Origin of the sequence: Streptomyces sp. NPDC048275 (assembly GCF_040652275.1) — a bacterium.
Taxonomy (GTDB): domain Bacteria; phylum Actinomycetota; class Actinomycetes; order Streptomycetales; family Streptomycetaceae; genus Streptomyces.
On sequence record NZ_JBEZLR010000166.1, the window covers coordinates 1 to 12,272 of the forward strand.

Below are 12,272 nucleotides of genomic sequence, written 5' to 3' on the forward strand. Positions count from 1 at the left end.
TCCTCCGCCTTGCAACTGCACGCACCAGGCCCCGCGCACCGGCGATTATCAGGCGCCGTTGCTTCCCTGCGACCTGATCCGCCGGACAGGCCCTAATGCCTGATCGGCGGCGGCCTCATCTTGCTGTTAGCGTGCAGTTGCGTACTAGTTGCAATAACAAGGCCGGAGGATGTTGGACATGGCGGTTTACACGCTCCCGGAGCTTCCGTACGACTACGCGGCGCTCGAGCCGGTCATCAACCCGCAGATCGTCGAGCTGCACCACGACAAGCACCACGCGGCGTACGTGAAGGGTGCGAACGACACGCTGGAGCAGCTCGCGGAGGCACGCGACAAGGAGTCGTGGGGCTCGATCAACGGGCTGGAGAAGAACCTGGCCTTCCACCTCTCCGGCCACATCCTGCACTCCATCTACTGGCACAACATGACGGGCGACGGTGGCGGCGAGCCCCTCGACAAGGACGGTGTCGGCGAGCTCGCGGACGCGATCGCCGAGTCCTTCGGCTCGTTCGCCGGCTTCAAGGCGCAGCTCACCAAGGCCGCCGCGACCACCCAGGGCTCCGGCTGGGGCGTCCTCGCGTACGAGCCGCTGAGCGGCCGCCTCATCGTCGAACAGGTCTACGACCACCAGGGCAACGTCGGCCAGGGCTCGACCCCGATCCTCGTCTTCGACGCCTGGGAGCACGCTTTCTACCTCCAGTACAAGAACCAGAAGGTCGACTTCATCGACGCCATGTGGGCCGTCGTCAACTGGCAGGACGTGGCCCGGCGTTACGCCGCCGCCAAGGAGCGCGGCGACAGCCTGCTGCTCGCGCCGTGACGCCGTAGCGCAGGCATGATGCCCTGCCTTGTGATCGTCTTCTCAACCTTCACGTGGCAGGCAGCACAGCGAAGGGCTCCCGCAAGGACGTGACGTGCGGGAGCCCTTCTGCTGCTTCAGCTCGCGACCAAGCAGGTGAGCCAGTCACCGTGGCGAGTGAGGTCAGCTCCTGCGGCCACGGCGTACGGGACCAGGCCGGGCTTGGCGGGTTCGGTGGCAGACGGCGACGCCGACTCCCGCGTGGGGGAGGGGAGTCGGGTCCTGTTCGCCGCCACCGGGGCCCCTAGGGCCTGTCCGGCGGATCATGCCGGAGACGCGGGGTCTGGCACGCCGATCTGCGGCGTTGTCGTCGGTTGCCGACTCCCCCACTCTCGGCTTCGCTCGAGCGGGGGGACCCCCATCGCGTCGACGCCCTCCTCCGCCTTGCAGCTCGACGCACCAGACCCCACTCACCTGCGCCGACAAGGCACCACTGCTTCCCTCCGACTTGATCCGCCGGACAGGCCCTAGCCGTCCGGCGCGAGAGAAGCAGATCACGCCAGGTGCCTGGTCTTGGCCATGTACCCGCCACGCGGTACCGTCGGTGCCATATCGACGACGGCAAGACGGAAGCCGGTGGGAATCCGGAACGGTCGCGCCACTGTGTGCCACCCCTTTTGCGAGAGGGGGGCGAGTCAGACCCGTAGCCGTCGTCCAGTGCACCACCGATATGGGACGCGAACTCCCAGAGGAGGCCCTGCCATGGCGCAGCATGTCGCCCCGTCGACCGCCACCACCCCCGCTCTCCCCGCCAAGCTGCCGATCGGCGCGATCGTCCCGTGGGCGGTCTTCTTCGGCATCCTGATGCTGGTCCTGCTGTACTTCGTCGGCGCCGAGCAGGGCGCCATGTCCGTCGTCTCCGGCGAGGACGTCCATGAATGGGTGCACGACGCCCGCCATCTGCTCGGCTTCCCCTGCCACTGACCCGAGGGGAACCAGCACTCATGAACTCCGCAACAGTGAGAAACCTTCTCGTGCGGGGCATGCTCGCCGGCCTCGGCGCCGGCGTACTCGCCCTGATTGCCGCCTATTTCCTCGGTGAACCGAATGTCGACAAGGCGATCGGCTTCGAGGAGGCCCACGCCCCCGCGCACGAGCACGAGGTGGAGATCGTCTCCCGATCCCTGCAGTCCACCGCGGGCCTGGCCACCGGCGTCCTGATCTACGGGGTCGCCTTCGGCGGCATCGCCGCCCTCGCTTACTGCTTCGCGCTCGGCCGTATCGGCCGCTTCAGCCCTCGGGCCACCGCGCTGCTGCTGTCCGGCTGCGCTCTGCTCGCGGTCTACGTGGTTCCGTTCCTGAAGTACCCGGCCAACCCGCCGGCGGTCGGCAACGGCGACACCATCGGCAAGCGGACCACGCTGTACTTCCTGATGATGGTGCTCAGCGTCCTTCTCGCGATCGCCGCCACTCTCCTGGGCAAGCGGCTCGCACCGAAGCTGGGCACCTGGTACGCCACCGTCGCCGCGGTGGCCGCCTTCGCCCTGGTGATCGGGCTCGCGTACGCGTTCCTGCCCGTCGTCAACGAGGTGCCGAACGACTTCCCGGCCACCGTGCTGTGGCGGTTCCGCCTCTCCGCACTGGCCATGCAGGTCACCCTGTGGGGCGGATTCGGCCTCGTCTTCGGCGAGTTGGCCGAGCGGCTGCTGAATCCCAGGCCTGCGACGGTCGCCGCGGGCCGGCCGGTCGCCGCGCCCAACTGACGTGACCCGCCACACGAGTGAGGGCCCGCGGAACCATCCGGGGGCCCTCTCGCGTTTTCCGGGCACCCACGCCATCGGACCACGGACAGGACATGACGCACGGAACGGACCGATTGGACGGGAACCACCCGGGTGAGGAGCGGAGGAACCGAGTGGCCAGACGACCCCAGCCGCGCCACATCACCCTCGGCGGACGTGAGGCGGTCGCCCTGACGGTGGAGGAGTACGAGCAGCTGATCGCCAGCCGACGGCAGATCGGCGGCCAGAGCGCCCGGGTACGGGTGCTCGCCCACAAGGCGAAGCGCACCGAACAGCTCCTCCAGGAACTGGAGACCTTGATCGGGGCCCCCGCGGTCTGCCTTGAGCGGGGCGGGCAGGCACCGACGGCATGCCCGCCCCCGTGGCCCGCCGTCGGCGCCACACAGTCGGACACGGCTGCCGACTGCCTGCGCTGCGCGATAGCGGACCTGCTGCGCCGCCACCGGGACCCGGCCTCCTGAACCACCGCGGCGACAGCCCGCCGCCCCGCCCACCGCTCCAGCCTGCCGGCCCGCTCGTGCGGCGCGCTGCCCACCGTTGTGGCTCAAAGGTCGGCGATGGTTTCCGGTACGTCCAGCGGGCGTCCCAGCCGCAGGTTCCAGCGCCCGGCCCGTCCACTGAGCTCCGTTGCCGTCAGCGGCGGCACGTCCAGCCGCCAGAAGGCCGCGGCGGACATGCCCAGGGCGTGGACGACGGCTGCCCGTACGACCTCCGGCTCGACCACGGCGAGCGTACGGCCGTCCGACTCCGCCGCGGCGTCCAGCCAGCTCCCGACCCGGGCGCACACGTCCTGGACCGACTCCCCGCCGTGGGGCGCCGAGGCGGGGTCGGCGAGCCAGCGGGCCACCGCCTCCGGTTCGGCGGCGCCGACCTCGTCGAGCGTGAGGCCCCGCCAGCGGCCCACATCCAGGGCCGCCAGCCCCGGCGCGTCCTCACCACGCAGACCGAGCGCCGCTGCCGTCTCACGGCACCGCACACCGGGCGAGGCGACGACACGGACGGCCCGGGGCAGCGATCCTGCCGCCGCGCGGGCCCGGGCTGCTCCCGCGTCGTCGATCGAGCCGCCGTCGTCGAAGCGGGCCTGCCGCAGCGACCGGCTCGTCGCGGGCGAGATGAAGGTGACACGGCTGGTCACTGGGTGGCTCCTCCTGGTGCGGTCATGGTGTGCGGCTCTACCCTCCCCGACCTGCGGTCCCGGTGTCAGGACAGGGAGATTTCCTCGCGGACCGTGCGGGCGGCGGCGACCAGGTTCTCCAGTGAGGCACGTGTCTCGGGCCAGGCGCGGGTCTTCAGGCCGCAGTCGGGATTCACCCACAGCCGTTCGGCGGGGATGGCCTCAAGTCCCTTGCGCAGCAGGGCGGCTGCCTCCTCCGTGCTCGGCGCACGCGGGGAGTGGATGTCGTAGACGCCCGGTCCGGCCTCGCGCGGGTAGCCGTGGGCGGCCAGTTCGCGGGCGACCTGCATGTGGGAGCGGGCCGCCTCCAGGCTGATCTGCGTGTCCGGCCGCACTCCGCTCGTGCTGAGCCGGAACGCTTCGGTGGCCCAGGCCAGGTAGGCCGGGCGGTCGCCTGCCCGCAGCGGCAGCGTCTCGCGCAGGGCGGGCTCGTCGCCGACCCGCCCACGAGGTCACCGGGATGTCCGCGCACGCATCGTTCGTACGCGGGCAGTTGGCAGGTCTTCGGACTCGCGGGCACGTCCCGTCGTACGAAACCGTCGTACGAGACACCTACTGGCCGTCGCTTCCCAGGCCCGTTCGTCGGGCCCAGTGCGTATGACGGCGGTCGTTCCCGCTCACCGCTGCGGGGCAGTCCCGGATTCCCGCCGGGTTCCCTCTTACGACGCATCCCGCCTGGCGGACGGGGCGAACCAGCTGCGCCGGCCAGCCTAGGGGAGCGGCTGACAGCGTGCCGCGGCACGTCCAGCATTCGGAGGGTGAGATGAGCCATGCGATGGGCGGGCGTGAACCGACGGCGGGCGGGTACCGGGGCGGCCCGCCGGTCACCCTGTGTGCGGCCCGGCCTGGTCGAGCACAGGGGCGCATGCCCTTCGGTACGCGTATGCATCGCTGCTGATTGCCGTGGGGTAGTCCGTTAAGGTCGTGTCCCAGCGACTGGGGCACACCAACGCTGCGATGACGCTGGGTGAGAGAGCGCGCAGATCAGATCCGATGCCATGGGGGCACAGTGCGATTGAGAGTGGAGTTCACGACCGAACCCTTCGACCTCGACGAGGCGCCCCCGCACGCGCTGGTCGCCCGCGAGGTCATTGAGGCGGCCGAACTGGACGCCGTGGACGTCGGCCCGTTCGGCAATACCGCGGAGGGCGGTGCGGACGTGGTGCTCACCGCGGTCGACGCGCTGCTGCGCAAGGCTCTGGAGGCGGGCGCCACCCGGGTCTCGTTGCAGGTGAACGTGGTCGGGGAGGGCGATAAGTGACCGGTGTCGGGGACGATCCCTTCGTTACGGCGGTCAAGCCGCTGGTGGACGCCATGGGCGGTGAGATGGTGGCGCCGGACCAGGCCGGACCCGACGACGTCGTGCTCTCCTGGGAGGGCGCGGACGTGGTCGCCGTACGGCTGCCGCAGCTGGCCGACTCGCTCGATCACATCCTGGCCGCCCTGGAGCGCAAGCGGGGCAAGCGGCTGGCCGATCTCGACCGCAAGGCCAAGCAGGAGGTCGTGCGGATACTCGAGGCCCGTGGCGCCTTCTCCGTGCGGCACGGGGTGGAGACGGTGGCGAGCGCGTTGGGCGTGAGCCGCTTCACCGTCTACAACTACCTCAACCGCGAAAAGGACTCCTGACCAGCGAAAACGCCAGGATGGGCGCCCTCTCGCGCCGCGCCGTCGTGCCCGTGTGACCCGCCGCCGTCCGGACTCCCCGGGCGGCGGTTTTTGTTACTCGAAGTTTTCAACAAAGTGTTGACGTGGTGTTTCGGAGGGCGTTAGCTGGCCGCAGCCCGTCCAGCACAAGGCCACGGAGGCTTCCCGTGACTTCGAGTACGACACCCGGCAGTCTCGCCCGGTTCAACGCCCTGGAGGAGCAGGCGGCCTACGCCGCCCTCCACGAGGTGTGCGCCTCCTCGGCGTGGGTGCGCGGGCTGCTCGCCCGTCGCCCGTACGCCACCCCGGACGCCTTGTTCGCCGCGAGCGAGGCCGTCATGGCCGAGCTGACCACCGCCGACCTGGCGGAGGCGATGGCCGGGCACCCGCCGATCGGCAGGCCGAAGCCCGGGGACCCGACCTCCTCCCGGGAGCAGCGCGGCATGGCCGGCGCCTCCGCGGACCTCAAGGCGGAGATGCTCGAACTGAACCTGGCCTACCAGGAGAAGTTCGGTCACGTCTTCCTGATCTGCGCCACCGGCCGCACCGGCGAGCAGATGCGCGACGCGGTCAAGGACCGGATCGGCAACTCGCCCGAGCAGGAGCGCGAGATCGTCCGCTCCGAACTGGGCAAGATCAACCGTATCCGTCTGTCCCCTCTCGTACAGCAGGAAGATGAGGCATGAGCACCGACACCACAGCGTCCGTGTCCACGCACATCCTGGACACCAGCGTCGGACGCCCCGCCGAGGGCGTCGCCGTCCGGCTCGCGGCCCGCGCGGGGCATGACGCGGACTGGCAGCCGCTCGGCGGCTCCGCGACCGACGCGGACGGGCGGTGCAAGGACCTCCCGGCCCTGCCGGAGGGGACCACACACGTACGGCTCGACTTCGAGGTCGAGGCGTATTTCGAGAAGTCCGAGAACAAGCAAGCCGATGCGCAGCAGGACGCCCCCGCGAATCGGGACAGCGGTGCGAGCGGAGTGTTCTTCCCGGAGGTGGCGATCACCTTCGCCGTCACGCCGGGCGAGCACTACCACGTGCCGCTGCTGCTCAACCCGTTCGGCTACTCCGTTTACCGAGGGAGCTAGCAGACATGCCGACGTTTCTGGGACAGAACCAGTACGGCAAGGCCGAGAACCGCGTCGTCAAGATCACGCGGGACGGTGCCACCCACCACATCAAGGACCTGAACGTGTCGGTGTCGCTGAGCGGCGACATGGACGAGGTCCACTACTCCGGCTCGAACGCGAACGTGCTGCCGACCGACACCACCAAGAACACGGTGTACGCGTTCGCCAAGGAGCACGGCATCGAGTCCGCCGAGCGGTTCGGCATCCACCTGGCCCGCCACTTCGTCACGAGTCAGGACTCGATCCACCAGGCCCGTATCCGCATCGAGGAGTACGCCTGGGAGCGCATCGAGACCTCCGACGCGGACGACGTCAAGCACTCGTTCGTACGAAAGGGCCAGGAAACCCGGCTGACGCAGATCACGTACGACGGTGAGTCGTGGGAGGTCGTCTCCGGCCTCAAGGACCTGACCGTGATGAACTCGACCAACTCCGAATTCTGGGGCTACGTCAAGGACAAGTACACGACGCTCCCCGAGGCGTACGACCGCATCCTGGCCACCCAGGTCTCCGCCCGCTGGCGCTTCAACTGGAGCGGCGACGAGCAGCGGATGCCCGACTGGGAGAAGTCCTACGACCAGGTCAGGAAGCACATGCTCCAGGCCTTCGCGGAGACGTACTCCCTGTCGTTGCAGCAGACCCTCTACCAAATGGGTTCGCGCATCATCGAGCACCGCGGCGAGATCGACGAGGTCCGTTTCTCCCTCCCGAACAAGCATCACTTCCTGGTCGACCTCAAGCCGTTCGGGCTTGAGAACGATACCGCCGACGGGGCCGTCTACTTCGCGGCCGACCGTCCCTACGGTCTGATCGAGGCCACCGTCCTGCGCGACGGCTGCGAGCCGCAGATCCCCGTGGACCTCACCAACCTCTGAAACCCTCAGGTATCCCCTTCTGCGGCACCCGTGGCGTCGACAGCCGCGGCACTCAAATCTCCCAGGGTCCTGCCGTGCCCACCCCACCGAACGAAGAAGGAGAAGCACCATGGCAGCAGCGGCAGACGCCACAGTCACCCAGCGGATCGTCATCGAGAACTGTGCGATCGCGACGGTCGACGCGGGCGACACCGAGTACGCCTCGGGCCATGTCGTCGTCGTGGGCAACCGCATCGAGTCCGTCGGCGCGGGCAGGGCTCCGGAGGGCCTGGAGAACGTCGTACGCCGCATCGACGGCACCGGTCACATGGCCACCCCCGGCCTGGTCAACACGCATCACCACTTCTACCAGTGGATCACCCGCGGCCTCGCCACCGACCACAACCTCTTCAACTGGCTCGTCGCGCTCTACCCGACCTGGGCGCGCATCGACGAGCAGATGGTGTACTCCGCCGCGCAGGGCTCCCTCGCCATGATGGCCCGTGGCGGTGTCACCACCGCCATGGACCACCACTACGTCTTCCCGAAGGGCTCCGGCGACCTGTCCGGCGCCATCATCCGCGCGGCCGGCGAGACGGGCGTCCGCTTCACCCTCGCCCGTGGCTCCATGGACCGCAGCGAGAAGGACGGCGGGCTGCCGCCGGACTTCGCCGTCGAGACCCTCGAAGGGGCGCTCGCCGCCACCGAGGCGACCGTCGACGAGCATCACGACGCCTCCTTCGGCGCGATGACACAGATCGCCGTCGCGCCCTGCTCGCCGTTCTCCGTGTCCACCGAACTGATGCGGCAAGGAGCCGAGTTGGCCCGTCGCAAGGGCGTACGGCTACACACGCACGGCTCGGAGACCGTCGAGGAGGAGCAGTTCTGCAAGGAGCTGTTCGGGATGGGCCCGACCGAGTACTTCGAGTCGACGGGCTGGCTCGGCGAGGACGTCTGGATGGCGCACTGCGTCCACATGAACGACTCCGACATCGCCGCCTTCGCCCGCACCAAGACGGGCGTGGCCCACTGCCCGTCCTCCAACGCCCGTCTGGCCGCCGGCATCGCACGCGTCCCCGACCTGCTCGCGGCCGGCGTCCCGGTCGGCCTCGGCGTCGACGGCACCGCGTCGAACGAGTCCGGCGAACTCCACACCGAACTGCGCAACGCCCTCCTCATCAACCGCCTGGGCGCGCACCGGGAAGCCGCCCTGAACGCCCGTCAGGCGCTGCGCCTGGGCACCTACGGCGGAGCCCAAGTCCTGGGCAGGGCGGCGGAGATCGGCTCCCTGGAGCCGGGCAAGCTCGCCGACCTCGTGCTGTGGAAGCTGGACACCCTAGCCCACGCCTCGATCGCCGACCCGGTGACCGCCCTGGTCTTCGGCGCCGCGGCCCCGGTCACGCTCTCCCTCGTCAACGGCAGACCGGTCGTCGAGGACAGCCGCCTGCTGCACGTCGACGAGGACGCCGTCGCCCGCTCCACGCGGGAACAGGCACAGCGCCTGGCGCGGATCGCCGCGCAGGCCTGAACAGTTGAAGATCTCCGGCCGAGGGGGACGGCCCTCGGCCGGTAGCCATGGACCCGAGTGGGGTCCATGGCGGCCGTGTCCGGGGCGTGCAGGGACGTGCGCGCCCCGGAACGGTCCCCGTTCCCTCTGAACGGTCTTCGTCCCGGTCCCACCCCCACGCTCGGCTTCGCTCGCGCGGGGGTCCCCCATGACCGCGCATCACCTCCCTGAACACCGCGTCAACGCCGACGTGTATCCGACCGGAGGAGCCGCCGTGGCCGCCCAGCAGCCCGAGCCCAGCACCGATGCACAACCAACTGACCAGCCCAGGCATCCAGTTGACGAAAAACTCCCACCCCTGAAGATGGCGACCAGCGGCCTCCAGCACGTCGCCGCCATGTACGCCGGAGTCGTCGCCCCACCTCTGATCGTCGGCGCCGCCGTCGGTCTGACCGCCACCGAGCTGACCTTCCTCACCGGCGCCTGCCTGTTCACGGCGGGCCTCGCCACCTTCCTGCAGACGATCGGCTTCTGGAAGATCGGCGCCAGGCTTCCGTTCGTCAACGGCGTCACCTTCGCGGGCGTCGCCCCGATGACCGCGGTCGTCGCCTCCGCCAAGGACAAGAGCGACGCGCTGCCGGTCATCTTCGGCGCGGTCATCGTCGCGGGCGTCCTCGGCTTCATAGCCGCCCCCTTCTTCAGCAAGGCGATCCGCTTCTTCCCGCCCGTCGTCACCGGCACCGTCATCACCCTCATCGGCATCTCGTTGCTGCCGGTCGCCTTCGGATGGGCGCAGGGACCCGACCCCGCGGCGGACGACTACGGCTCGACGACCTACCTGGGCCTGGCCGCCGCCACCCTCGTCATCGTGCTGCTCCTGCGCCGCTTCACCCGCGGCTTCGTCAAGCAGATCGCCGTACTGCTCGGCCTCGTCATCGGCACGCTTGTCGCGATCCCGTTCGGTGTCACGGACTTCGCTCCGGTGGCCGACGCGGACGTCGTCGGCTTCCCGGACCCGTTCCACTTCGGCGCCCCGCAGTTCCAGGTCGCCGCGATCGTCTCGATGTGCGTGGTGATGGTGGTCTCGATGACCGAATCGACCGCGGACATGCTGGCGTTGGGCGAGATCGTCGAGCGTCCCGCCGACGAGAAGACCATCGCGGCGGGCCTGCGCGCCGACACCCTCGGCTCGGCGATCAGCCCGCTCTTCAACGGTTTCATGTGCAGCGCCTTCGCGCAGAACATCGGCCTGGTCGCGATGACAAGGATCCGCAGCCGGTACGTCGTCGCCACCGGCGGCGGTTTCCTGGTGCTGATGGGCCTGTGCCCCATGGCCGCCTCGCTGATCGCTGTCGTACCGCGCCCCGTCCTCGGCGGCGCGGGCGTCGTCCTCTTCGGCTCGGTCGCGGCCAGCGGTGTCCAGACCCTCGTACGAGCGGGCCTGGACAAGGACAACAACGTCCTGATCGTCGCCGTATCGCTGGCCGTCGGCATCATCCCGATCACCGCGCCGGAGTTCTACCACGCCTTCCCGGAGACCGCGAAGATCGTCCTGGACTCGGGGATCTCGACGGGGTGTGTGGCGGCCGTGGTCCTCAACCTCGTCTTCAACCACCTCGGCAAGGGGCAGGACGCGGACGACGTGACCCACCCCATGGAGGCGGGCGAGGACCTGAAGGCGGTCCCGGCCCACTGACGACTCGGGCATACGAAGGGCGCGGCACCCAGGGGTGTCGCGCCCTCCGCCGTACCCCCGGCCCGGTCAGCCGATGTGGTAACTGTCCCCGTACACCTGCCAGTCCAGCGGCGGGTCAAGGTTCAGGTTCCGGTTTCGCAGGAAGACCCGCTGCGCGGTGTCGACCCGGCTGGTGTCCTCGTGTGCCGCCTCCTGCTTCATCGCCCAGACGCGCGCGTCGAGGAACGCGTTCAGATACGTCACTTCGTCGCCGCCCTGGGCAGGCGGCCGGGCACTGGACAGGGCCCGCCTGCGGATGTTGCCGAAGCTGGTGCTGTCGCCGCCGTCGCCGTGCATCACGATGGCGTCGTAGTACGTGAACTGGCCGAGGACGCCTATGCCGTCGGCCTTGCCCTGCCGGACGGCGGGGTTGAAGTACACGCGGTCGCGCTCGTCGTTCTGGGCCTGCTGGAACGCCGAGTCCTGGGCGGCCCTGTTCCAGTCGCCCGGGAAGCCGGGGTCCAGGCCCTCGTGCGAATCGGTGCCGTCCACGTTGCGCAGGGCGGGCAGGTATTTCGCGAGGACATTGCCGGGCTTGCGCTGCGCGTACAGCTCGACGAGGTCGAGCATGTCGCCGGTGCCCGAGCAGAAGCCGATGATCCCGGCGGTGTAGCCGCGCCCGTCGCCGATGTCCTCGATGTACCCGTACTGCGCCTTCCAGTCCAGCGAGGAGTTCTCCGCGCTGGACACCAGTTTCATGGCGATCTCCTTCTTCGCCGGGTCGTCCAGACCTGCCGGCGCGGCGGTCGCGGACTGGGTCGCGATGACCGGACCTGCCACCAGTGAAGCTCCGATCAGGGCGAGCAGCGTGCGGCGTGACGTGCGTATGTGGGGGGTGTGCACGGTACCTCCGAGGGGGAGTGTGTCGTTCCCGCGTTCTGTTAGGAAAGTTTCCTACCAGAGAATGTGATTGACGTATACCCGTCAGGGAGGAGGGAGGAGTCCACGCATGCGCTCGGCGGGTGTCCAGCCGAGCGCTTTGCGTGGACGGTCCGCCTGATCCAATCGACCACGTAGCGACGAAGGTTGGTCGCCTTCGTCCTCGCCCTGGCCGCCTGCGCGGTGCTGGCTGGCGCGAAGTCTCTGAGTGCGATCGCGGAGTGGGCCGCGGACGCACCGGCCACCGTGCTCGCCGCCCTCGGCGGCCCGAGCCGTGAACCCACCGGCCCGACCGCCCCAGCAGAGGCCACCGTGCGCCGGGTCCTGCAACGGCGCTGCGCTCCAGCGCGGCGTGATCGTCTCCTACGAGACGGTCCGCCGCTGGTGTCTGAAGTTCGGACAGGCCTACGCGAACGGACTGCGCCGCCGCCGGCCCCGATCCGGGGACAAGTGGCACTTGGACGAGGTGTTCATCAGGATCAACGGGGAGCGGAAGTACCTATGGCGGGCCGTCGACCAGGACGGCAACGTGCTTGAGATCCTCGTGCAGAGCCGCCGGGACAAGGCCGCAGCCCGGAGGTTCTTCCGCCGGCTGATGAAGAAGACGCGCGCGGTCCCGCGGGTGATCGTCACGGACAAGCTTCGCTCCTGTGGCGCAGCCCGCCGTGAGGTCATGCCCTCGGCTGAGCACCGCTCGCACAAGGGCCTGAACAACCGGGCGGAGAACAGCCACCAACCCACCCGGC

Annotated in this window: 13 protein-coding genes, 3 pseudogenes and 2 riboswitches; of the genes and pseudogenes, 13 read left to right on the forward strand and 3 right to left on the reverse strand. The window is 69.4% G+C overall.

Annotated features, from left to right (window positions below; all coding sequences use genetic code 11):
- Positions 1–178: 178 nt before the first annotated feature.
- The 4 genes from AB0D57_RS45685 (at position 179) to AB0D57_RS45700 (ending at position 3,062) form a co-directional block, all read left to right on the forward strand.
- Positions 179–820: a superoxide dismutase gene (locus AB0D57_RS45685; protein WP_362088404.1), complete on the forward strand. Its 642-nt coding sequence runs from the start codon at positions 179–181 to the stop codon at positions 818–820.
- Between the two features lie 564 nt (positions 821–1,384).
- Positions 1,385–1,526: riboswitch (cobalamin riboswitch) on the forward strand.
- Positions 1,527–1,561: 35 nt separating this feature from the next.
- A complete protein-coding gene (locus AB0D57_RS45690) occupies positions 1,562–1,783 on the forward strand; it encodes a CbtB-domain containing protein (RefSeq protein ID WP_362088406.1) in 222 nt (73 codons plus the stop codon).
- Between the two features lie 20 nt (positions 1,784–1,803).
- Positions 1,804–2,562, forward strand: a complete 759-nt coding sequence (locus AB0D57_RS45695; RefSeq protein ID WP_362088408.1) for a CbtA family protein — start codon at positions 1,804–1,806, stop codon at positions 2,560–2,562.
- Positions 2,563–2,714: 152 nt separating this feature from the next.
- A complete protein-coding gene (locus AB0D57_RS45700) occupies positions 2,715–3,062 on the forward strand; it encodes a hypothetical protein (RefSeq protein ID WP_362088410.1) in 348 nt (115 codons plus the stop codon).
- 83 nt (positions 3,063–3,145) lie between these two features.
- Here AB0D57_RS45700 and AB0D57_RS45705 read toward each other — a convergent pair whose 3' ends face one another.
- Positions 3,146–3,736 (reverse strand): histidine phosphatase family protein, encoded by a 591-nt coding sequence (locus AB0D57_RS45705; protein WP_362088412.1) that lies wholly within the window; start codon positions 3,734–3,736, stop codon positions 3,146–3,148.
- A 65-nt stretch (positions 3,737–3,801) separates the two neighbouring features.
- Positions 3,802–4,209 (reverse strand): annotated as a pseudogene (locus AB0D57_RS45710) (5-methyltetrahydropteroyltriglutamate--homocysteine S-methyltransferase); the annotation flags it as partial.
- 43 nt (positions 4,210–4,252) lie between these two features.
- Positions 4,253–4,487, reverse strand: a riboswitch (cobalamin riboswitch).
- 297 nt (positions 4,488–4,784) lie between these two features.
- On the opposite strand from AB0D57_RS45710, the gene AB0D57_RS45715 reads away from it, so the two are divergent.
- The 7 genes from AB0D57_RS45715 (at position 4,785) to AB0D57_RS45745 (ending at position 10,608) form a co-directional block, all read left to right on the forward strand.
- Positions 4,785–5,036, forward strand: a complete 252-nt coding sequence (locus tag AB0D57_RS45715; RefSeq protein ID WP_362088414.1) for a hypothetical protein — start codon at positions 4,785–4,787, stop codon at positions 5,034–5,036.
- Positions 5,033–5,401, forward strand: a complete 369-nt coding sequence (locus AB0D57_RS45720; RefSeq protein WP_362088416.1) for a helix-turn-helix domain-containing protein — start codon at positions 5,033–5,035, stop codon at positions 5,399–5,401. The genes AB0D57_RS45715 and AB0D57_RS45720 overlap by 4 nt, the downstream gene beginning before the upstream one ends.
- 185 nt (positions 5,402–5,586) lie before the next feature.
- The gene (uraD, locus tag AB0D57_RS45725) at positions 5,587–6,105 is read left to right on the forward strand and encodes a 2-oxo-4-hydroxy-4-carboxy-5-ureidoimidazoline decarboxylase (protein ID WP_362088418.1); all 519 of its coding nucleotides are present in this window, start codon (positions 5,587–5,589) and stop codon (positions 6,103–6,105) included.
- Entirely contained in the window at positions 6,102–6,509 is a 408-nt protein-coding gene (gene uraH, locus AB0D57_RS45730; protein WP_362088420.1) for a hydroxyisourate hydrolase, read from the forward strand. Before uraD ends, uraH begins: the two co-directional genes overlap by 4 nt.
- A 5-nt stretch (positions 6,510–6,514) precedes the next feature.
- Positions 6,515–7,426: a factor-independent urate hydroxylase gene (pucL, locus tag AB0D57_RS45735; protein WP_362088422.1), complete on the forward strand. Its 912-nt coding sequence runs from the start codon at positions 6,515–6,517 to the stop codon at positions 7,424–7,426.
- Positions 7,427–7,535: 109 nt separating this feature from the next.
- Positions 7,536–8,933, forward strand: a complete 1,398-nt coding sequence (locus AB0D57_RS45740) for an 8-oxoguanine deaminase (protein WP_362088424.1) — start codon at positions 7,536–7,538, stop codon at positions 8,931–8,933.
- Between the two features lie 343 nt (positions 8,934–9,276).
- Positions 9,277–10,608, forward strand: a complete 1,332-nt coding sequence (locus tag AB0D57_RS45745) for a nucleobase:cation symporter-2 family protein (RefSeq protein WP_362088428.1) — start codon at positions 9,277–9,279, stop codon at positions 10,606–10,608.
- A 66-nt stretch (positions 10,609–10,674) separates the two neighbouring features.
- Here the strand turns inward: AB0D57_RS45745 and AB0D57_RS45750 are convergent, their stop codons facing one another.
- Positions 10,675–11,490: a chitosanase gene (locus tag AB0D57_RS45750; RefSeq protein WP_362088426.1), complete on the reverse strand. Its 816-nt coding sequence runs from the start codon at positions 11,488–11,490 to the stop codon at positions 10,675–10,677.
- A 183-nt stretch (positions 11,491–11,673) separates the two neighbouring features.
- On the opposite strand from AB0D57_RS45750, the pseudogene AB0D57_RS45755 reads away from it, so the two are divergent.
- Together AB0D57_RS45755 and AB0D57_RS45760 are read left to right on the forward strand one after the other, a co-directional pair.
- Positions 11,674–11,847: pseudogene (locus AB0D57_RS45755) on the forward strand (transposase family protein); the annotation flags it as partial.
- A 19-nt stretch (positions 11,848–11,866) separates the two neighbouring features.
- Positions 11,867–12,272: pseudogene (locus AB0D57_RS45760) on the forward strand (IS6 family transposase); the annotation flags it as partial.

Coding starts and splice junctions, on each gene's coding strand:
- AB0D57_RS45695 (WP_362088408.1), top strand. CDS start 1,804: ATGAACTCCGCAACAGTGAGAAACCTTCTCGTGCGGGGCATGCTCGCC.
- AB0D57_RS45690 (WP_362088406.1), top strand. CDS start 1,562: ATGGCGCAGCATGTCGCCCCGTCGACCGCCACCACCCCCGCTCTCCCC.
- AB0D57_RS45740 (WP_362088424.1), top strand. CDS start 7,536: ATGGCAGCAGCGGCAGACGCCACAGTCACCCAGCGGATCGTCATCGAG.
- uraH (WP_362088420.1), top strand. CDS start 6,102: ATGAGCACCGACACCACAGCGTCCGTGTCCACGCACATCCTGGACACC.
- AB0D57_RS45745 (WP_362088428.1), top strand. CDS start 9,277: ATGGCGACCAGCGGCCTCCAGCACGTCGCCGCCATGTACGCCGGAGTC.
- pucL (WP_362088422.1), top strand. CDS start 6,515: ATGCCGACGTTTCTGGGACAGAACCAGTACGGCAAGGCCGAGAACCGC.
- AB0D57_RS45685 (WP_362088404.1), top strand. CDS start 179: ATGGCGGTTTACACGCTCCCGGAGCTTCCGTACGACTACGCGGCGCTC.